Raw genomic sequence first — 20,008 nt, 5'->3', positions numbered from 1 at the left:
AGGTGTCATCAGGCGCCGCTGGCGGCGGCCAGCGTGTTGTCGTACAGCGCTTGTTCACGCGCCTTGTGTTCTGCGGAGAAGCGCACGGCGATGGCGCAGACGGCCGACAGCGCCACCAGCACGCCAAGGATCGACAGCGTGGCCTGCGTATCGGCCATGCCCTTGAGCAGGAAGCCGGCAGCCACCGCACCGGCGTTGCCGCCCGCACCGATGATGCCGGCCACACCGCCCAGCGCACGGCGGTCGATAAACGGCACCAGCGCATACGTGGCGCCGCAAGCCATGTGGGTGAACAGGCCGAAGCCGAGCATCGCCAGCACGGCCACGGTGACGCTGCCCGCATGGGCAAAGCCGAGCAGGCCCAGGCCTTCGCCCAGCATCAGCACGCACAGCAATTGGGTACGTGCATCGAGCCCGCGCTTGGCCGCCACGCGGTCCGACACGATGCCGCCCAGCGCGCGGGCAAACAGCGCCAGCAGGCCGAAGCTCGCGGCGGCCATGCCAGCGGCCGACAGCGACAAGCCGAAGTGGTCAACGTAGTACGTGGCCGCGATGTTGTGGATGAAGATCTCCACGCCAAAGCACGCGCCGTAGGTAACGAACAGCAGCCACACGCGGTAGTTGCCAGCGGCCGTGACGAAGCTGCCCCAGCCACCCTTTTTGCCACCCTCGATGGTCTTGCCCTCGGCGCGCAGTTCTGCGAAGTTGCCTTCCGGGCAGTCTTGCGTATAGCGCCAGTACAGCGCCGCGACGATCAGCATGGCCACACCCGGCACCACCATGGCGAGGCGCCAGCCCATGCTTTGCGTGACGCCCATCATCACGATGGCGGTCAGCAGCAGTGGCATCGTCCCTTGCGCCACACCACCACCCGCATTGCCCCAGCCGGCTGCCGCCGCGTTGGCAGTGCCCACCACGTTGGGCGCGAACATGACCGACGTGTGGTACTGCGTGATGACGAAGCTCGCGCCAATCGCACCAATCGCCAGACGGAAGAAGAGGAAGGCTTCGTAGCTCTGCGCCGTAGCCACACCCAGCACGGGGATGGCACCCAGCACCAGCAAACCGGTATAGGTCTTGCGCGGGCCGAAGCGGTCGCACAGCGGGCCGACAATCAAGCGCACCAGAATCGTCACCGCCACCGCGGCGATGTTGATGTTGGCGATCTGTCCGGGTGTGAGATGAAACTCGCCCTTGAGCACCGGCATGAGCGGCGCGCAGGCAAACCACGCATAGAAGCACACGAAGAACGCGAGCCATGTCAGATGAAAAGCGCGCATCTGCGGCGTGCGCAGGCTGAACAGATCGATTCGGGTGGCCCGAGTGGCATTGGCGGTCATGTCGAATCCCAGTTCCAAAAAAAGAAAGGCGCCCGAGAACCGGGCTGCACTTGCCAGGTTCTGGGACGCCGTTGTCCAAATGACCCTGAGCACCAGGGCCTTCACCACGAAGAGCGCGGATCGCCATTGACACGCGCAATGGTGCTATGCAACAGGTGTGCCAGCACCGGAAACCCTTGATCTATCGCGGTTTACAGCAGATGCGCACAGTTGCCGTGCCTCGCGCGCGGGCAGCGCAAAGCACGGTTTCGGTGCGTGGGAGGTTCGTTATGGTGCGGCACAGCAAACGCCGCACGCGCCAATGGAAGGCCATCGGCGCGTCACATGCTGGCGCCGAAGCAACACGGGGCGAAGCGAATGACGAGATCAGTACCCGTGCGTAACGAGGGACAGCACAGACAGGTCCGGATGCGTGCCGTCGACAATGCTGCGCGCCACGTGCACCGCCTCCTCCATCGCGGCCTCCGGGCTGTGGAAGCTGTCGTCGCCATCGGCATGGAACGGTACAACGTGGCCGGGCAGCGCTGGGTTGGCGCCGGGGTGGCAGACGTAGCCGGTGTAGGTGTAGCGCGTGCTATCGACCCCGTTGGCCCGGATTGGGCTGGGCAGCACATGAATCTCGAACCCTTCGTAGAGTTCTTGCGGTGGAGCTGGCTGGTCAGACATGGTGGTCTCGCTTGTGACGTACGCCTGCCGCGCCGGCGCTTTTGGCGCGGCTTGGCTGTCTTGTACCAACCAGTCTAGGTGATGGGGTGGGTTGTGGAATCCGGCGGTTTGGAGGGGATCAGATTGCTGCATTGCGGCCAGGCCTCCGCCGGAGGCGCTGGCCGCATCGGTGTCGCTACGCGCGTTTGATGAGCCGGAGGATGAACAGCAGGATCACCGCGCCAATCACCGCCGTGATGATCGAGCCGATCCAGCCGCCACCCAGCGAGATGCCCAGCACCCCCGCCAGCCAACCGCCGATGAATGCACCGACGATGCCGACCACGATGTCGACAAAGATGCCAAAGCCGCCGCCCTTGACCAGCAGCCCGGCCAGCCAGCCAGCCAGTGCGCCAATGATCAACCAGGCAATCAAACCGTGTGAGGCCATGTTTCCACTCCTGAGGATGTGCGTTTTAAGGGGTGTTGCTGCATAGGCATAGTAGGCGAAGACCACACATTCGCCCATGTGGCGATTTCGTGGTTTTTGCAATTGCCGATGGCACACAGCAGCCCCTCGCACGCACATGCGAGCAGCTCAACGGAACACGTTCACGGCCTCCACCAGGCGCGTGGCCTGAATGCGCAGACCTTCCGCCGCTGACGCGCTCTGCCCAACCAGCGTGGCGTTTTCCTGCGTGACCTGATCCAGATGGTTGACCGCCTGGCTGACCTGCGTGATGCCTTCGGTCTGCTGCGCGGTGGCCAGACTGATGTCGGCAATCATGGACGACACCTTTTTGACCTGATCGACGATGTCTTCCATGGTCTTGCCGGCCTGGTCGACCAGCCGGGAGCCGGACTCCACCTTGTCAACGCTGGTGCCGATCAGCTCCTTGATCTCCTTGGCAGCGCCAGCGCTGCGTTGTGCGAGCGCGCGCACCTCGCCTGCCACCACTGCAAAACCACGCCCCTGCTCGCCGGCGCGCGCGGCCTCCACGGCCGCATTCAGCGCCAGGATGTTGGTCTGGAAAGCAATGCTATCGATCACGCCGATGATGTCGGCAATCTGCTTGGCGCTCTGCGAAATCGCGCCCATTGTCGCCACCACCTCTTCCATGGCACGGCCACCGTTGAGCGCGGCCTGTGTGGCAACGCTGGATAGCGTGTTGGCCTGCCCGGCCGTTTCTGCGTTGCTGGCCACCGTGGCGGTCATCTGCGTCATCGAGCTGGAAGTTTCCTCCAGGCTGGCGGCGGCCTGTTCCGTACGGATGTTGATATCACCGTTGCCCTTGGCGATTTCCTGGCTGGCCGATTGCACGTTGACCACCTGCTCGGCCACGTCGTCGATCAACCAGCGGAACATCAGCCCGAGCTGGCTGATGGAGCGCAACGTCATGCCGATCTCGTCCGTGCGGTCGGCGATGGCGACTTTGCGGCTCTCACCCGAAGCCACGCTCAGGGCGTGCTCCTGCAGCTTTTCGAGCGGTGTGGCGATCTGCACTTTCAATGACCAGGAGCCCAGCACCAGCGCCGCCAGCAATGCCACAGCAAAACCGCCAAGCGCCGTGCCAGACAAGCCGAACGCCCACGCCGCGGCCAGCAGCGTCGGCAGCAAGGTAAGAAACGTGAGCCGAATGCGCCAGCGCACGGGCATGACCTGGAACACCGAGCGCCAGGCCATCCACCCCGTACGCACAATCAAGCCCTTGTGGAATTTGCGGCTACCCGCCTGGCCGGTGCGGAAATCCCTATAAAGCGCCTCGGCCGCCGCGATTTCCTCACGCGACGGCTTGGTGCGCACCGACATGTAGCCGCTGGTCCGGCCATTGCGCACCACCGGCGTGGCATTGGCGCGCACCCAATAATGGTCGCCATTCTTGCGGCGATTCTTCACCAGTGCCGTCCACGGCTGGCCAGCCTTGAGCGTCGCCCACATGTCGGCGAACGCCTCGGGCGGCATGTCGGGGTGGCGCACCATGTTGTGCGGCTGGCCTTCGATCTCTTCACGCGAAAAGCCGCTCACCTCCACAAAGGCCGCATTCGCGTAGGCGATGTAGCTCTGTGTGTCGGTGGTCGACATGAGCGTGGCGTTGTCGGGGAACTCGTATTCGCGTTGGGTCACCGGTTCGTTGACACGCATGGCGGGGCTTCTCCTTGATGATTTACTTTGCAAACGGATCTTCGGCAGAAATCAGAAATTATTAAGTAAAAAATCACCCCACTTTCGGAGGGTGTCCGCCGTCAACAGGACTAACCCTCGTAGAAATCCCTAGATAAGATTGAGTTTCATCTATTGCAATCCGATGCACCATCCGAAATCCAATCTGGTTGATCAGATCGGCCACCGATCCTTTGTTTATGGCTTTATGTGATGCCTGGATATCATCATTTTCGGTAATCTTTTGTGCGAAATTAGGGAAATCACTCAATCACTCTAGAGGCGTGAATCGATTATCCAAACAAATAACCCGTGTTAATTACTCATCTGAGTTAATTTATGAACCACCGCCGTTTTACTGCCTAGTCAATATGCAAAGTCATACGTTTGCTTGACAAAAACGCTCACATAAGAAAGTCGTGAGGACCACCGGCAGACGGAGGTGCTCGCCGCCCAGTCTGCGACCTGCCGCCGGGTTCGCCTCAGGAGGTGCCGCGACAGCGCGCCGCATTGTGCAAGCGCACAAGACGACTAAACTTTCAGAAATTCCTGAAAATTGAGAAAGATCAAAACGATGCAACTTTCTCCCTTGAAACAGCGCTTCGTCTTGCACTTTGGCGAGATGGGCAGCCGCTGGGGCATCAACCGCACGGTTGGGCAGATCTATGCCCTGCTCTATGCGGCACGCGAACCGATCAACGCCGACGAGATTGCCGAGGCGCTGGGCTTCTCACGCTCCAACGTGAGCATCGGCCTGAAGGAGCTGGAGTCGTGGAAGCTGGTGCGGCTCTCGCACAAGCCCGGCGACCGGCGCGAATACTTCTCCGCCCCCGACGATATCTGGACCATCTTCCGCACACTGGCCGAAGAGCGCCGCAAGCGCGAGATCGACCCCACGCTCACGCTGCTGCGCGACGTGATGCTCGAATCCCCCACCGATCCGGATGACCGTCACGCCCAGGCGCGCATGAAGGAGATGTATCAGCTCATCACGCTCATGACCAACTGGTTTGACGACGTGCAGAAGCTCGATGCCGACTCCTTGCAGCAGCTCATGAAGATGGGCGCCAAGGTGCACAAGCTGCTGGAGATGAAGAACAAGCTTGCCGTTGTCGTTGGCGGCAAATCGAAGTAGCTCGCCCCACGCAAAAGCAGAACCATGTCACTTGATCCTGTTGTACTGGCGCGCATCCAGTTCGGCGCCAACATCACCTTCCACATCCTCTTTCCCACCATCAGCATCGCGCTGGCGTGGGTGCTGCTGTTCTTCAAGCTGCGCTACCGCAAAACGGGCGATGAAGCCTGGATGGCCGCGTACCGCCTGTGGGTGAAGGTCTTTGCGCTGACCTTTGCGCTGGGCGTGGTGTCAGGCGTGACGATGAGCTTTCAGTTCGGCACCAACTGGCCGGGCTATATGAACACCGTGGGCAATATCGCCGGGCCGCTGCTGGCGTATGAGGTGCTGACCGCGTTCTTTCTGGAGGCCAGCTTCCTCGGGATCATGCTGTTCGGCACCGGCCGCGTGAGCCAGCGCATCCATACGTTTGCGACGTTCCTCGTGGCGCTGGGCACGACCATTTCGGTGTTCTGGATCATCGCGCTCAACTCGTGGATGCAGACGCCCGCCGGCTACGTGATGATCGACGGCCGCGCGCATCCGCAAAGCTGGCTGGCGATCATCTTCAACCCGTCGTTCCCGTACCGGTTCACGCACATGCTGCTGGCCTCTGGGCTGACGGTGTCGTTCCTGCTGGCAGGGCTTTCCGCCTATCGCTGGCTGCGCAACGATCGTGGTGCCGACGTGCGTTCCAGCCTCAAGACGGGCGTGGTGCTGGCCGCCATGCTGATCCCCCTGCAGATCGTTGCGGGTGATGCGCATGGCCTGAACACGCTGGAGCACCAGCCGGCCAAGCTGGCCGCCATGGAGGGCATCTGGCAGACCGAGCGCGGCGTGCCCGCCGTGCTGTTCGGCATCCCGAATGCGGCCACGCGGAGCAACCGCTTCGAGATCGCGGTGCCCAAGCTGGCATCGCTATATCTGACGCACTCGCTCGACGGCGAGGTGCAGGGGTTGGACCGGTTCGATCAGCACCCGCCCGTGGTGCCGGTGTTCTTCGCCTTCCGCCTGATGGTTGGCGTGGGGCTGCTGATGCTGGCCGTGTCATGGGCAAGCGCCTGGCGACTGCGCCGTGGTGGTGAGTTGCCGCGCTGGCTGGCGCGTGCCCTGGTGGCGATGACGTTCTCCGGCTGGGTGGCCGTGGTCGCCGGCTGGTACGTCACAGAGATTGGCCGCCAGCCGTGGCTCGTCTACGGCGTGCTGACCACCGCGCAGGCGGCCTCCACCGTGCCCGCCCAGATGATCGGCAGCACGCTGGCGATGTACCTGGCGCTTTACGCCTTCCTCATCGCCTCGTATATCGGCGTGGTGTTCTACCTGGCCCGCAAGGCCGGGGGCACCATCGACCCGACTGACGCCGACATTCCGGGCAAGCACAGCCCCCAACTCTCCGCCCCCGTGGCGAGCCACGCATGAGCACCCTCCCTGATCTCTCCCAACCCGCCGGCTGGCTGCCGGTGGTCTTCATGGCCCTGATGGGTATTGCCGTGCTGGCCTATGTGGTGCTGGACGGCTACGACCTGGGCGTCGGCATCCTGCTGCGCCGTGCGGACGACGCCGAGAAGGACACCATGATCGCCTCCATCGGCCCATTCTGGGATGCCAACGAAACCTGGCTCGTGCTCGGCGTCGGCCTGCTGCTGGTGGCGTTTCCGGCCGCGCACGGCGAGATCCTGGGTGCGCTGTACTTGCCCGTCGCCATCATGCTGTTTGGGCTGATCCTGCGCGGCGTGGCGTTCGACTTTCGCGTCAAGGCGCGCGCGCACCATAAGCCATGGTGGAACCGCGCGTTCTACGCAGGCTCCGTCATTGCCACGGCGGCGCAGGGGCTGATGCTGGGGCTGTACATCACGGGTTTCCACTACGACACCGCCAACATCATCTTTGCGCTCTGCACGGCAGGTGGGCTGATTGCTGGCTACCTGCTGCTGGGCGCTACGTGGCTCATCATGAAGACCGAAGGCGCGCTGCAGTTGCGCGCGGTGCAGTGGGCACGCGGCAGCCTGTGGTTCACGGCGCTGGGCGTGGCTGCAGTGTCGCTCGCCACGCCGTGGGTCAGCACGCGCGTGTTCGACAAGTGGTTTGCCTTGCCCAACATCATCCTGCTGGCACCCGTGCCGCTGGTGACGATCGCGCTGTTCGGCCTGATCGACTGGGTGTTGCGACGCTTGCCGCAGCAGATTGCCAAAGGGGATGAACACCTGATCTGGGCGCCCTTCGTGGGCACCGGTGCCATTTTCCTGCTGGCGTTCAACGGCTTGGCCTACAGCCTGTTCCCGTATCTGGTGGTGGACCGGCTCGACATCTGGCAGGCTGCCAGCGCCCCGGAATCGCTCGAGTTCATGCTGGTGGGCGTGGCCATCGTGTTGCCGACCATCGTGGGCTACACCATCTACGCGTACAAGGTGTTCCACGGCAAGGCGACGGAGCTGCGGTACTACTGAGATTGACGACACCGCGGGCACACCTTTAGGCTCACAGCCTTTCTCGTCTGCCCGCACATGCCATGATCACCTGTTACCTCCGCTATATCGTCAACCCGGCCCGGCTTGTTGAATTCGAGACTTACGGCAAGATGTGGATTCCGCTGGTCGAGAAATTCGGTGGCCAGCACCACGGCTACTTTCTGCCGTCCGAAGGCGCAAACAACGTCGCGCTGGCTTTGTTCTCGTTCCCGAGCCTCGCGGCATACGAGGTCTATCGAGAGCAGTCGAAAACCGACCCCGCCTGCATCGCCGCCTTCCAATATGCAGACGAAACCGGCTGCATCGTCAGCTACGAGCGCAGCTTCTTTCGCCCGGTCTTCTCGTAATTCATAGTCCGCGCGCCGGGCAGTCGTGCCGGCGTGGCAAGCCTCCAGCCCTAGCCCTGCGGCTTACGCTGCGACAGCACCCACAACATCGCCCCGACGGCCTCCGCTTGTGAGCGTGTGCAGGTCTTCTCGAAGATGGCGCGCAATTGCGACCGCACCGTCGACAGCGCAACACCGGCGGCGGCAGCGTATTCGTCGGGCGTCTTGCCGGCGATCAGCGCCTCGCCCACCGCCGCTTCCGCCGCCGACAGGCCGAAGGCCTGACGCAACTGGCCTGCCGTCACCAACCCATCCGCACCACGCCGGCGCGCCGTGATCATCAGTGCGGCATCGCCAAACGCGGTCTGTGCCGCGTTGGCGGGCAATAGCGAAATGCCGAGGAAGATTTCATGCGCCGCGCCCAGCGCGGGCCGCACGGCAAAGCTCTCACCCTTGCGGGTTTTCGCCACGCGCGCCAGCACCGTCTGCAGAACAGCGTTGTCGGCAGCGAGCGCAGCACTCAGACGGCCGTGCTCCAGCCGCAGACAGGTGGATGTGCGCAGCATGGCCTCGGCTTCTGTGTTGGCGAACAGCACGCGCCTGTCGCGCCCCAGCGCAAACACCGCCAAGCCGAGCTGCTGCATCAGTTCCACGCCAAGCGCCGCATCGCGGTGCAACACGCGCGTGTCCTGCCAGAGGTTGATCGTGCGCTGCAGATGGCCCGTCATGCTCGCTGCGTTAATGCGGTCTTCCTCTGAGAAAGGCGTGCGCCCGTGCGCACGGAGCATGCCGAGCAGGATGTCGCCGGAGCCCGGGCGCTCCAGGCGCACGCCCGTCAGATAGCGAAAGCCCGCCGGTATCTGGTAGTCCTGGAAGAACTCGCTGCGTTCAACGTAAGCGTCGGACAGGTAGTCCTGGCAGAAGACGAACTCTCTCACGTTTGCACTCGCTACAACGCCGCGTCGCGGGTCGAACGCGCCGTAGTACTGGTCGTAGCGGGCAATGACATCGTCCCAACCCCTACCTGGGGAGTAAGTCGAAAGTTGTGGGGCGTTGCGAACGGCGTCCCAGCTGAACATGTGGAAGACATTCGCGCCGAGCGCTTCGGTGACCTCGTGAAACGTTTCGAGAAAACCGTCCTGCGTGACAGCGGCCTCATACAGGTCGCCGATGAGCTGGTCTTTGAGCAAGCGTCCCTCCCCCGAAGGATGGCTGTCTGGCCATGACGCCCGTCGTGCTCGCCATGATGGTCGGCACCGGGCATGTTGTGTGTGCAAACTACCACGTGCGCCCGCGCATCGGGATCGTTCATTTGGCGCGGGCTTTCCTCCAAATGAAGGATGCCGGGGATCACGCGCCCTTCGAGAATCTGCGTGCAGAACAACGTCGCCGCACGTACGGCGAACCCACAACGATCCGGGAGGACCCCATGAAACTCACCCCCATTGCACTTGCGCTGGCCACGCTTGCCCTGTCCGCCTGCGGCGGTGGCGATTCGGGCAACAGCACCCCGACCGACACGACACCCGGCGGTGGCTCGCCCAAGACACTGACCGTCAGCGGTGTAGCGGCCGCCGGCGCCGCCATGCAAGGCGCCACGGTCACGCTGATGGACGCCAGCGGCAAGTCGGTCAATTGCCCCGCCAACGCTACGTCAGGGGCCTTCCAGTGCGACGTCACGGGCCTCAGTGCGCCGTTCGTTCTGTCGGCCTCGGGCAATGTGGCGGACTCACAGGCCACGCTCATCGCGCTGTCCGCCAGCGCCGGCACGCAGACGATCAACATCACGCCCATCACCAACGCCATTGCCGCCACCATCGTCGGTGACAACCCCAGCAAGCTGTTGGGCAACACCGGTCTGCTGCAGAGCAAGGTGACGGCATCGGCCGTGTCCAGCACGGTTGCCGCTTATTCGGCTGCGCTGGCCGACCTGCTGGCGGCCACGGGCAATACGGGCGCTGACCTGATCTCCGGCCCGCTGACAGCCGGCGCGCCCGGGCTTGATCGGTTGCTCGATCAGGTGAAGGTGAACGTGCTGCCGGACGGCAGCGTGCAGATCAGCTCGGTGGCGGGTGCGTCGAGCGATACGCCCGCACAACTGCAACTCTCGCCCGGCGTGGCGCCGCAAGCCAGCGACAAAGCCAGCCTGCCGAGCACGGCAACCATCGGCGGCAACCCCGTCTCCAATCTGCCCACCGCCAGCGACCTGGCCGCATTGCAAACTGCGCTCAACCAGTGCTTTGCGGGATCGACGGGTGCCGGGCGCACCGGCGGCAGCGTGCCCGTCTGCGGCCAGATCTTCGTGGATGACGTGGCCAGCGGCGCGCGCATCAATGGCGTGCCCTCGGCCTACCTGAACAACGGCATGACCGCCGACCAGGAATTCGGCCCGGCAACCGGCGGCGGCACCCCCGGCCTGTTTGCCGACGACGCGATGAACAACGCCAGCTTCAGCCTGCCGGAGATCATCCGCGTGGCATCCAGCAGTGGCGATACGCTGTGGGTCAAGCTCGCCTGGACCCGCGCCGATGGCCTGCGTGACGGCATGCAGCAGCATGTGCAGGTGGCCGTGCAAGCCGCCTCGCGCGCCAGCGGCGACAACGGCTGGCGCATCGTCGGCAACCAGCGCGCCGTGCTCACCAAGGTCAACGCCAATGCGCAGAAGTGGGACTGGCTGAACAGCGCCACCGCAATGACCGGCACCAACGCGTTTGTCGATTCGATGAACATGCAGGTTGGGATCGTGGATGCAAGCGGCACACCGGTCGACTTTGCAATCGTCACCGGCCCGGGCCTGCGCAACGGGGTGTTCCTGCAGCCGTCTTCCGGCACGTGCGACACGCTGAACATCCGCGCCCAGGTTGGCGCAGGCCAGACGGTGGCGCAGCTTGCCGCACTGGCTAAGCAAAGCGCGTGCCGCAACAACTTCCGCCTGGCCGGCGTGGCACAAGACCCCGCCAACCAGGGCGTATTCACGTGGCCTGGCGACGCGCCGCGCAACAACACCGCATGGGCCAAACCGCAGTTGAGTGCATCAGAGCTGGCAACGATCACGCCGTTCAGCGCCTACACGATCGACATCTATCAGAACGGCAACCCGGCCACGAGCACACCGTCCGTGCGCACGCACAGCTATACGGTACGGCTGCGCACGCCGTCGCCATCGCCCACAGCACTGCGCCAATACACGTGGCAGGACATTTCCCAGGCCACGCGCGACATCCTCACCCCCGGCACGGCATCGACGTTTGCGGGCGGCGCCACCCTGCCGGTCACGTGGACGACCAAGGCAGGCGTGCCGTTCGTGAAGCGCGTCAACGTGCAGATTCGCTCTACGATGTCGGGCCAATCAACGGTGTTCGTAAATGGTGTGGGCCGTGCCTCGCCGGCGGCGCCGGGTACCACGCTCACGGTCAAGGTGCCGGGTGACCAGGGCGTAGCCTTCCCTGCGGTGGCGGGCTGGACAGGCACGCTGGACATGTCGTTCACCAACATGTCGTGGGCAGATCCGCTTGACCTGAACTTCACCACATCGGTCGAGTACGACCGCTAAAGCCGAGCACACGGGGAAGGCGCGGTGATCCGGCCCGCAGGGTTGACTGCCTTGCGGGCCGCGATCAACCGACCGTCGCCTCAAACACGCGCCGGTAGTTGCCACCAAGAATCTGCCCCACCTCTGCCTGCGTGAACCCTGTCTGCAGCAACGCAGCGGCCAGCGCGGGCAACTGCTTGTAGCTGGTGAACACCGGCGGCTTGATGAAGCCCAGCATGTCGGTACCCAGCCCCACATGCGCCACGCCCACCACATCGGCCATGCGCTTGATGCCCAGTGCCATGGCATCGATGCTGGGGAAATCTGCCGCATTGGGCCATACGCCGATCACACCGCCCGTGTCCGCCACCGCGCGCGCGTGGTCTGCTGAAATCAACCGGCTGCGCGCCCTGGGCGATCCGGAGAGCGCCGTATGTGACAGCACCAGTGGTTTGGTGGTGATCGCCGCTGCCCGCTTGACGAGGTCATACGTGCCGTGCGCCACGTCCACGACGATGCCCAGCGTGTTGCAGCGTCGCACCACTTCAGCACCAAAGTCTGTCAGGCCGCCATGCACAGGCGGCTCGGTCTGGATGTCGCCTAGCTCGTTCACGCGGTAGTGCGTAAGCTGCAGAAGCCGCAGACGATGCTGCGTGTAGGCCTCGTCCACACGCTCGATGCGGCCCTCCAGAAAGTCCGCCCCTTCTGACGCGATGATGACGCTCGGGCCCTGCGTGCCCATGGCCGCCAGCGATGCGGCATCCGTCACCACGTGCAGTTGCTCTTTGTCGATCAAGCGCTGGGCACGCGCAAACTCGGTCAGGCCGAGCTGGTACAACTCGCCTGGCTCCGGCGTACGGAAGGCCTCGAAGCGGTTGCCGCTGGCCGCCACGTGCACGGCAGTGGTATCGGTGACGATGGCCAGGCAGATGACGTTCATGCCGCCGGTGCGCATCGGCTCAGCCACCGGCAGAAACGGCCGGTTAGCACCGATCTTGGGATCGCGCGAGACGATCACGCGGCCGGCGTGGCTGTGGATGTCGATGGTGAGTGCGCCTGGTGGTGACGTCCAAGTGGTGTCCGCGCCGGCATCGCCTTCGGTGTAGTTGGCAAAGCGGCCGGGCGCGCAGGCCGCCAGCCCCAACGCGGCGCCGGCGGCCAGAAACACGCGGCGACTCACGCGTGCTGGCTGGGCCGACGGTTGAACCGCAGTCAGTGCGGCTTCCACCAGTTGATAGCGCCAACCCGCCGGATCGTCCTGCAAGCGCAGCAGACGGCCGCGCAGGCGAACGGCGTCATCATCCATGCGCACCGGCTGCGCGGCAAACACCTCGATGCTCGTCGCCGGGCTACGCGGCACGCAGCCACCACAGCAAGGCGCGTCTGCCGAGAGCAGAAAGTAGCTTGCCGACTGCGCTGCCGCATCGAGCGGCAGTGCCCAACCGTCAATCTCAACGATGGTGTCATGCAAGGCATCCGCCCCGCGTGTCTCGATGAGGGTCCAGTCGATCGGCATAGGTACTCCGCGTGGTTGGGCAGCGGTATTGTCCGTGCGATCTCACCCGGCTGCCACCGCGTCTGCCTACACTGCGTTACGCGCCACCGCGACACGCCACAAGGTGTTCGAGCTGGATCGCAGCGGGCACCCTACTACGCTGTAGGGCCTCCGCAATACTGGCGCGTTTCGCGCTACCCTTACGGCCTTCCGCCTGACCTCGCTCTTGCCGCTTCATGCCCACCCTGCAACACGTCGATCTGCGTACCGACCCCGCCGCACACCCCTTCGTCAAGGACGAGACCGTCCAGGTCGATTTCGCCAGGCAGCCTGGCGAGCTGATGAGCCTGGAAGGCCCCAACCGCTATGCGCCCGGCGATGCACTCATCACCGGTTCAACGGGTGACCGCTGGGTGGTCTCGCGCGAGCGTTTCGATGCCAAGTACCTGCCAGCAGACACATCGCTCACGCATGGCCAAGCCGGCGCATACCGCAACCGCCCGAGTGTGGTGCTCGCCAAGCAGATGCATGAGCCTTTCTCGATGGCACGCTCCGAAGCGGGCGACGTACTGCACGGGCAAGCCGGAGACTGGGTCCTGCAATACGCCCCCGGCGATTATGGTGTCGTGCAAGCGCAGCGCTTCGCCAAGGTGTATCGCCCGGCCTGAAGCGCCGTGCGCACTGCCAGCACCCCGCACCACTACTGCGCGGTCTGCTGGCGCTCGACTTCGTGGTGCTTCATCTCCAGATAATCCTGTCGATCCAGCTCGTGTAACTGACGCGGGTATTGCTCCGTGGCGTTGAACCATGTGTTGAGCCGCTGCTGCAAGCGCTTGTCCGGCGGCGCAGACAGCGCCTTCAGATACGCGTCGATGGCAAGGTAATAGCGCATCGTGTTGCGCTCAAGCAGACCGCGCACACCGCCCACGTATTCGGGCTCCGCACCCGAGGATTCCGCTGCCTTGGTAAAGCCAACCTTGCCGCTGCCCACGGTGGCAAGGTACGTGCGCATGGCCAGTCGGCCGGCGGCACCATAACCGTAGGCGTAAGTCAGATGCAGAAAGGTGTGATTGGCGACGCCCGGGGCGGGAATGGCCTCCAGCATGATGTGGTAGTCCCGGGTGCTGAGCGGGCCGGAATCCGCGCTGAGTTCGACACGAAAGTAATCCGCGTTGCTCACAACCGGGCGATAGCTGAACTCAAGCCGGTAGCTACTGGAAAGTGATTCCTCCACCTTGCGGCCCAGGTTCACGTCGAGCACGCTGCCGCCGGCGCCCTGCGTGGCGTGGCAGTACTTGATGTTCAGATGCAGGATCAGCACGTCGCACCAATTGGCGGCGCCGTGCTCCGGGTCGTCCAACGCGCCCTTGACGGTGGCGAACGGGTAGTCGAGCACGCTGTAGATGTCGCTCTTGAGCCTGTCTGGCGTCTCGGTGGATTCAAGCGCCAGCGGGCGGTGGAATGCGTTGTCGGCCAACTGCGGCGCAAGGCTCTGGTACTTGTCGTGCAGGGCCTGGGCGCTTTCTGCGTGCGCTGCCGGACTCACGCCCAGGCACAAGCCACCGAGCATCAGGATGATGACGGCCAACCAGCCGGCGTTTCGGTAAGGGGTGCGTTGCATGGCGTGTTCTCGAGGTGGTTTGTGCATTTTAGGAGGCGCTATCGCAGCGTGTGCGCAACAAACGCGCCACACCCACCGGGCATGTCATGCGGCGTTCCGTCATCACAGCGGGTGTGGTCGGCTCGGTAAAATGAAGGCATCCACTTCTCCCGCCGTTCGGCCCCATTCGGCACCATGCCCTCCCCGCTTGCAACGCTGCGCGAACGCATCGCCAACCAGGTCCGTGGCCTGACGCGCGCCACCGGCGGCCTCACGCTCGATATTGCCTCGCCCCCCGGCGACCCTGGCTTGTTCGGCCCCGATGCCGTCTGCTGGCAAGTCCATGCCGACTTCCCCTCGATGATGGCGGGCGGCATCAGTGCCTTGCTGCTACAGGCGCTGCATCCGCGCGCACTCGCCGGCGTGTGGGACCACTCCAACTTCCGTGAAGACCTGCAGGGGCGCCTGGGCCGCACCGCGCAATTCGTGGCCGGCACCACCTACGGCAGCCGGCACGATGCGCTCACGCTGATCGAACACGTCAAGGTCATCCACGGCCGCATCCAGGGCATTGCCCCCGATGGGCGCCCCTATTCCGCCAACGATCCGGATCTGCTCACCTGGGTGCACGTGGCCGAAATGTCGAGCTTCCTGGCCGGCTATCTGCGCTATGTGGATGGCAGCCTGAGCGGTGCAAACCAAGACCGCTACTTTGCAGAAACCGCGTTGATTGCCGAGCTGCTGGGTGCCACCGACGTGCCGAAATCGCGGGCGGCGGTGCAGGCTTACCTGAACGCGATGCGCGCCGAACTGGTGGCGAGCGATCGCACCCGCACCGTGGTGGAAGTCTTGATGACATGGCAGGCACCGCGGCCAGGGCTGCAACCGGCGGTGCGCATTTTTCTCGACGCCGGCATCCAGTTGTTGCCGCCGTGGGCCACGCAGATGCTGCAACTGGAGCGCCCGCCGTTGCGCGCCGCCTTCAGCGCGGCCGCCATGCGCACCGTGGCGCCGACGCTGCGCTGGGCATTGCACGACGGCAGCGTCGCGCGTCGAGCCCGCCGCCGGGCCCTCGCACCGCGCGTTTCGTAGCGATCAATCCACCACGGCGTGCGCGACCGACACCTTGCCGCGCAACGCCTTTTCCTCAAGCCGCACGAGCAACAGCGGTGCAATGACCGACACAGCCGCAGCAAAGAAGAACAGATGGCGGAACGCTGTCTCGCCCTCGCGTTGCAAGGCTTGCGCGTTGGCACTGTTGCTGGCGAGCGCTGCGTGGAACAGGTCCATCAGCAGATCTCCGCCGGCCGCCACCTGCGCCTCGGGCGCGGCCTGACGCAGCAGCGCGATCAATACGGACGTCAGCACTGCCACGCCCACCGCGCCGCCCAGCAGGCGCGAGAACGCTGTGAGCGCCGTGGCCAACCCGACCGTCTCTGGCGGGACAGCGTTCTGCGTTGCGACCAGGCCGGTGGGGAACTGCACGCCAATCGCCAGGCCCAGCACGATCATCGCCAAGGTCAGTGGCAACACGCTGTGCGGATCCAGCAAGCCCAGTGACGCCACCGCAAATGGCACCACGCAGGCACCACTGATCATCAATGGCTTGTAGCGGCCGCTGTGCGTCATCCACTTGCCGGCAAGGAAGGCCCCGAGCGGAATCGACAGCGTGAGCGGCACCAGACGCAGTGCCGCAGCATCCGGGCTGGCACCCGCCACCATCTGAAAGCGCAGCGGCATCAGTACCGAGGTGGCAATCAGCTGGAAGAAGCACAGGAACAGCGCCAGGCAGCAGATCGTGACCGTACGCACCCGGAACATCGACAGCGGAATGATCGGCTCGGCCGCGCGGTTTTCCTGCCAGACGAAGGCGCCCAGCACCACCACCGCCCCCACCAGCAGGCCCAGGTTGTCGGGCTGCACGAGCGGCACGCCCTGGCCAACGCGCGTGATCATGACCAGCAACGCGGTCAGCCCCACGGCAAACAGCACGACACCCGGCACGTCGATCGGGCGACGCTGATGCGCCACCGGCAGGTGTCGCAGTGCACGGCGCACCACCACCAGCGCGACAAGACCCAGCGGCAGGTTGATCCAGAAGATCCAGCGCCACGACAGGTAGTGCGTCAGATAACCGCCGATCACCGGGCCGGCCAGACTGGCCATGGCCCACATGCCGCTCACGTAGCCCTGGTAGCGGCCACGCTCGCGCAGCGGCACCACGTCGGCAATGGTGGCCTGCGCCACCGAGATCAACCCGCCACCGCCCAACCCCTGCAGCACGCGCGCCACCAGCAGCATCGGCATGCTGGTCGCCAGCGCGCATGCCACGGACGCCAGCACGAACAGTGCGATCGCCGTCGTCAGCATGGCGCGGCGGCCATACAGGTCACTCAGTTTTCCATAGATGGGCGTAACCACGGTGGAGGCCACGAGGTAGGCCGACACCAGCCACGCCATCAGCGTAAAACCGTTGAACTCCCCGGCAATGACGGGCAATGCCACCGCGACAATCGTTTGCTCCAGTGCGCCCAGCAGGATGGCAAGCATCAAGCCGCTCATCACCACCATCACCGGAATCTCGGGCACCGGCGGCGCGTCGAGCGAGGCGGCCGGCGGCGTCGGCACGGTATCGGGGGTGGGCGGTTCGAGGTTCGGGCGGGAGGACATGGAAACGCGTGTGAGCACCCTGGACGGGCGTCACACAAGGGCAGGAGCGAAGCTTCTGATGATACTGCCGATCCGAATTCGTTGCAGCGTCAACGATTGAGGTTGACGTCGTCGTCCTCGTAGCAGCGGGTGAGCACTTTCTCGGTCAATGGGGGCATTTCTGCGGCCAGCAGCTCAATAAATGCGCGCACCGCCGGCACCAGCCCGCGCCGCGACGGAAACACCGCATGAAACTGATGCGTTTGCAGTTTGTAGTCGGCCAGCAATTGCACGAGCCGGCCTTCTTGCAGCGCTTCAGCGCACACGTTGTACGGCAGCCGCCCCACCCCCACGCCGCCGATGGCGCTCAGGCCGAGCAGGCGCAGGTCGTCCGTGGCGAGCACCGGTTGGCATTCAATCTCGACAGCCGCACCGTCCGGCGCGGTCAGGCGCCAGCGTGAACGTTCACCGCTGAGGGTCCCCAGCCACAGCCCAGCCACGCCGTGCAGTGACTCCGGGGTGTCGAACGGCCCGTGCTCGGCCACGAATTCCGGGCTGGCAACCAGCACCTGGTCGCTCACGCCAAAGGTCCGCACGATCAGGTTGGAATCGTCCAGCGTCGAGCGCACGCGCAATGCCACGTCGTATCCCTCGCCAATCACATCCACCCGGCGGTTGGTCACGTCCAGCTCCAGGCGCACGTCCGGATGGGCGCGCAGGAATCTCGGAATCACCGGCGCCAGGAACAGGCTCGACACGCCCACGGGGCAACTCACACGCAACCGGCCGGAGGGCTTCTCCCCAGCGTGCTCAGCCACTTCAAGCGCGGCGCGGGCGGCCTGGGTCATGGTCTCGCAATGCGCATAGAACGCCGAGCCGACATCAGTGACGTGCACGGCACGTGTTGAACGCTGCAGCAGCCGCACGCCCAACCGCGCCTCCAGATCCGCCACGCGGCGGCTCACGCGCGACTTGGGAATCCCCAACGCCCGCGCGGCGCTGGAAAAGCTGCCGTGTGTCACCACGCTGGCAAACAGGACGAGGTCGTTCAGGTCTTCCATGGCCGTTCTCCGAGATCCACGTGCATTGTCTCACCCATAGAACGATGTGTGTCGATTCGACCCACTACTGGAACTTGGTGCGCCGCACTATCTTTACAGCAACCCACCTTTTTCTTGGAGAGACACCATGCAAGTCCTTCACATCGATTCCAGCATCCTCGGCGACGCCTCGGCCTCGCGCATCCTTACCGCCGCCATCGTCGACGAACTGCGCCGTGAAAACCCCGACGCCATCATCGCCCGCCGTGACCTGGCCGTAGAAGCCATCCCCCACCTGGACGGCGCCATTGCCGCAGGCTTCCGTGCCACCGGCAGCGACGATTTTGACGACGCCACCCGCGCTGAACACGCCCGCTCGGAAGCGCTGGTCAACGAACTGCTCGCCAGCGACGTGATCGTGGTTGGCGCCCCGATGTACAACTTCTCGGTGCCGAGCCAGCTCAAGGCCTGGGTTGACCGCGTGGCGCAAGCCGGCCGTACGTTCAAGTACACGGAAAAGGGTCCGGCTGGCCTGGCCGGCGGCAAGAAGGTGATCGTTGCGTCGACGCGCGGCGGTGTGTATTCAACGGGCCCGGCCGCTGGCCTGGACTTCCAGGAAGCCTATCTGAAGGCGGTGTTCGGCTTCTTCGGCATTACCGACGTGCAATTCGTGCGCGCTGAAGGCCTGGCCATGGGTCCGGATGCCCGTACGCAAGCCATGGAAGCCGCGCACACCGCGATGCGCGATGTGGTGAACCAGGCCGTGGCGGCCTAAGCACAACCCAGCGCGACGCCACAGAGCGCGTCGCCCAGGATTCGAGCAACGCCAAACGGGCGCCTGCAGCAATGCGGCGCCCGTTTTGCATGGGCAAGCAGAATGCGGAAAGACCAGCCGCTTACTCGTCGCGGTGTTCGCGCGCTTGATGGATGGCTTCCAGGACACGGCGCGCACGCAGCTTGCGCAAGATCACCGGCACGACAATCGCAGTGGCGATCAGGCACGGCACGGCCCAAGCAATGGTGGATTCCAGAAAAGTCGTCATGATGCGTTCCCCCGACACATATTGCCGACGCACGCGGTCAGGTTGGCGCGCATCGCGTAGTCCCCGCAGGGCGTCATGGCGCCCCGACACGTCTCTATGAACAGCTATCGGCGCCAGGCTTTCAGACTTGAATGCCCAACGTTTGCTGTTTGATGTATTTCCTGCCTATCGCGGCGATCTGTCAATAGATTGACGATAAGTTTGTAGAACATTATGGCTCGGCCCTGACAGCCCCGCGCTGGCGTGGCGCGGCTTCTTGCCAGCGCATACGGCTCCACGGTCTGCTCGCAAAGGTAACGGCAAGTTACGCCGGCCAATGCACGAGCGCGGCAAGGACAGCCCAAGCCGTCGATTGCCAGCCCGGACATCACAGTTTTTCTTACAAACGGTAAAGCGCGGTTGCGAGGCATTTCCATAGAGTGAGGCCAAGTCCAACAACACACCCGGAGCCTCATCATGAAACGCACGATTGCCCTGCTGATTCTTGCCGCTGCTGCTGCATCCGCGCTGAGTGCCTGCGTGGTCGTGCCGGCGGGCGGCTATTACGGCCCGCACTACTATCACCCGTACTACCGCGGCTATTGATCCGCTGTGC

Annotated in this window: 19 protein-coding genes; 9 read left to right on the top strand and 10 right to left on the bottom strand. The window is 64.3% G+C overall.

Annotation, left to right across the window (positions count from 1 at the left end):
* Nucleotides 1-8: 8 nt before the first annotated feature.
* The 4 genes from V6657_RS22955 to V6657_RS22940 form a co-directional block, all read right to left on the bottom strand.
* Nucleotides 9-1,340, bottom strand: a complete 1,332-nt coding sequence (locus tag V6657_RS22955; protein WP_048935804.1) for an MFS transporter — start codon at nt 1,338-1,340, stop codon at nt 9-11.
* Between the two features lie 366 nt (nt 1,341-1,706).
* Complete coding sequence (locus V6657_RS22950) at nt 1,707-2,006, bottom strand: hypothetical protein (protein ID WP_048935803.1); 300 nt, start codon at nt 2,004-2,006, stop codon at nt 1,707-1,709.
* A gap of 175 nt (nt 2,007-2,181) precedes the next feature.
* Nucleotides 2,182-2,436 carry a GlsB/YeaQ/YmgE family stress response membrane protein gene (locus V6657_RS22945; protein ID WP_021192695.1) on the bottom strand — a complete coding sequence of 85 codons (255 nt, stop codon included), beginning with the start codon at nt 2,434-2,436 and terminating at the stop codon, nt 2,182-2,184.
* A 147-nt stretch (nt 2,437-2,583) separates the two neighbouring features.
* Nucleotides 2,584-4,128, bottom strand: coding sequence for a PAS domain-containing methyl-accepting chemotaxis protein (locus tag V6657_RS22940; protein WP_048935802.1), 1,545 nt, complete (start codon nt 4,126-4,128; stop codon nt 2,584-2,586).
* A 592-nt stretch (nt 4,129-4,720) separates the two neighbouring features.
* Here V6657_RS22940 and V6657_RS22935 point away from each other — a divergent pair.
* The 4 genes from V6657_RS22935 to V6657_RS22920 all read left to right on the top strand — a co-directional run bounded on the left by V6657_RS22935 (nt 4,721) and on the right by V6657_RS22920 (nt 8,075).
* The gene (locus V6657_RS22935) at nt 4,721-5,281 is read left to right on the top strand and encodes a GbsR/MarR family transcriptional regulator (RefSeq protein WP_048935801.1); all 561 of its coding nucleotides are present in this window, start codon (nt 4,721-4,723) and stop codon (nt 5,279-5,281) included.
* A gap of 24 nt (nt 5,282-5,305) precedes the next feature.
* A complete protein-coding gene (locus V6657_RS22930) occupies nt 5,306-6,679 on the top strand; it encodes a cytochrome ubiquinol oxidase subunit I (RefSeq protein ID WP_048935800.1) in 1,374 nt (457 codons plus the stop codon).
* Nucleotides 6,676-7,707, top strand: coding sequence for a cytochrome d ubiquinol oxidase subunit II (locus V6657_RS22925; RefSeq protein WP_048935799.1), 1,032 nt, complete (start codon nt 6,676-6,678; stop codon nt 7,705-7,707). The genes V6657_RS22930 and V6657_RS22925 overlap by 4 nt, the downstream gene beginning before the upstream one ends.
* A 62-nt stretch (nt 7,708-7,769) precedes the next feature.
* On the top strand, nt 7,770-8,075 hold the full coding sequence (locus V6657_RS22920) for an NIPSNAP family protein (protein WP_048935798.1): 306 nt from the start codon (nt 7,770-7,772) through the stop codon (nt 8,073-8,075).
* Nucleotides 8,076-8,125: 50 nt separating this feature from the next.
* On the opposite strand, the gene V6657_RS22915 is transcribed toward V6657_RS22920, so the two are convergent.
* A complete protein-coding gene (locus tag V6657_RS22915; RefSeq protein WP_048935797.1) occupies nt 8,126-9,244 on the bottom strand; it encodes a LuxR family transcriptional regulator in 1,119 nt (372 codons plus the stop codon).
* 239 nt (nt 9,245-9,483) lie between these two features.
* Between V6657_RS22915 and V6657_RS22910 the strand changes: the two genes are divergently transcribed.
* On the top strand, nt 9,484-11,607 hold the full coding sequence (locus tag V6657_RS22910; protein ID WP_048935942.1) for a hypothetical protein: 2,124 nt from the start codon (nt 9,484-9,486) through the stop codon (nt 11,605-11,607).
* A 64-nt stretch (nt 11,608-11,671) separates the two neighbouring features.
* Here the strand turns inward: V6657_RS22910 and V6657_RS22905 are convergent, their stop codons facing one another.
* Nucleotides 11,672-13,102 (bottom strand): membrane dipeptidase, encoded by a 1,431-nt coding sequence (locus V6657_RS22905; RefSeq protein ID WP_082170308.1) that lies wholly within the window; start codon nt 13,100-13,102, stop codon nt 11,672-11,674.
* A gap of 215 nt (nt 13,103-13,317) precedes the next feature.
* Here V6657_RS22905 and V6657_RS22900 point away from each other — a divergent pair, with 215 nt between their 5' ends.
* A complete protein-coding gene (locus tag V6657_RS22900; RefSeq protein WP_048935796.1) occupies nt 13,318-13,749 on the top strand; it encodes a PGDYG domain-containing protein in 432 nt (143 codons plus the stop codon).
* A gap of 32 nt (nt 13,750-13,781) precedes the next feature.
* Here the strand turns inward: V6657_RS22900 and V6657_RS22895 are convergent, their stop codons facing one another.
* Nucleotides 13,782-14,702: a hypothetical protein gene (locus V6657_RS22895; RefSeq protein ID WP_048935795.1), complete on the bottom strand. Its 921-nt coding sequence runs from the start codon at nt 14,700-14,702 to the stop codon at nt 13,782-13,784.
* A 174-nt stretch (nt 14,703-14,876) separates the two neighbouring features.
* On the opposite strand from V6657_RS22895, the gene V6657_RS22890 reads away from it, so the two are divergent.
* On the top strand, nt 14,877-15,773 hold the full coding sequence (locus V6657_RS22890) for an oxygenase MpaB family protein (protein ID WP_048935794.1): 897 nt from the start codon (nt 14,877-14,879) through the stop codon (nt 15,771-15,773).
* Between the two features lie 3 nt (nt 15,774-15,776).
* Here the strand turns inward: V6657_RS22890 and V6657_RS22885 are convergent, their stop codons facing one another.
* Entirely contained in the window at nt 15,777-17,351 is a 1,575-nt protein-coding gene (locus tag V6657_RS22885; protein WP_048935793.1) for an MDR family MFS transporter, read from the bottom strand.
* An 89-nt stretch (nt 17,352-17,440) separates the two neighbouring features.
* Complete coding sequence (locus V6657_RS22880) at nt 17,441-18,391, bottom strand: LysR family transcriptional regulator (protein WP_048935792.1); 951 nt, start codon at nt 18,389-18,391, stop codon at nt 17,441-17,443.
* A gap of 127 nt (nt 18,392-18,518) precedes the next feature.
* On the opposite strand from V6657_RS22880, the gene V6657_RS22875 reads away from it, so the two are divergent.
* A complete protein-coding gene (locus V6657_RS22875; protein WP_048935791.1) occupies nt 18,519-19,145 on the top strand; it encodes an FMN-dependent NADH-azoreductase in 627 nt (208 codons plus the stop codon).
* A gap of 121 nt (nt 19,146-19,266) precedes the next feature.
* Here V6657_RS22875 and V6657_RS22870 read toward each other — a convergent pair whose 3' ends face one another.
* A complete protein-coding gene (locus V6657_RS22870) occupies nt 19,267-19,413 on the bottom strand; it encodes a hypothetical protein (protein ID WP_171017926.1) in 147 nt (48 codons plus the stop codon).
* A 456-nt stretch (nt 19,414-19,869) separates the two neighbouring features.
* On the opposite strand from V6657_RS22870, the gene V6657_RS22865 reads away from it, so the two are divergent.
* The gene (locus V6657_RS22865) at nt 19,870-19,998 is read left to right on the top strand and encodes a hypothetical protein (RefSeq protein WP_048935790.1); all 129 of its coding nucleotides are present in this window, start codon (nt 19,870-19,872) and stop codon (nt 19,996-19,998) included.
* Nucleotides 19,999-20,008 lie beyond the last annotated feature (10 nt).

Origin of the sequence: Ralstonia sp. RRA, assembly GCF_037023145.1 — a bacterium.
Classification (GTDB): Bacteria; Pseudomonadota; Gammaproteobacteria; order Burkholderiales; family Burkholderiaceae; genus Ralstonia.
This window is presented reverse-complemented; position numbering and strand designations above follow the sequence as displayed.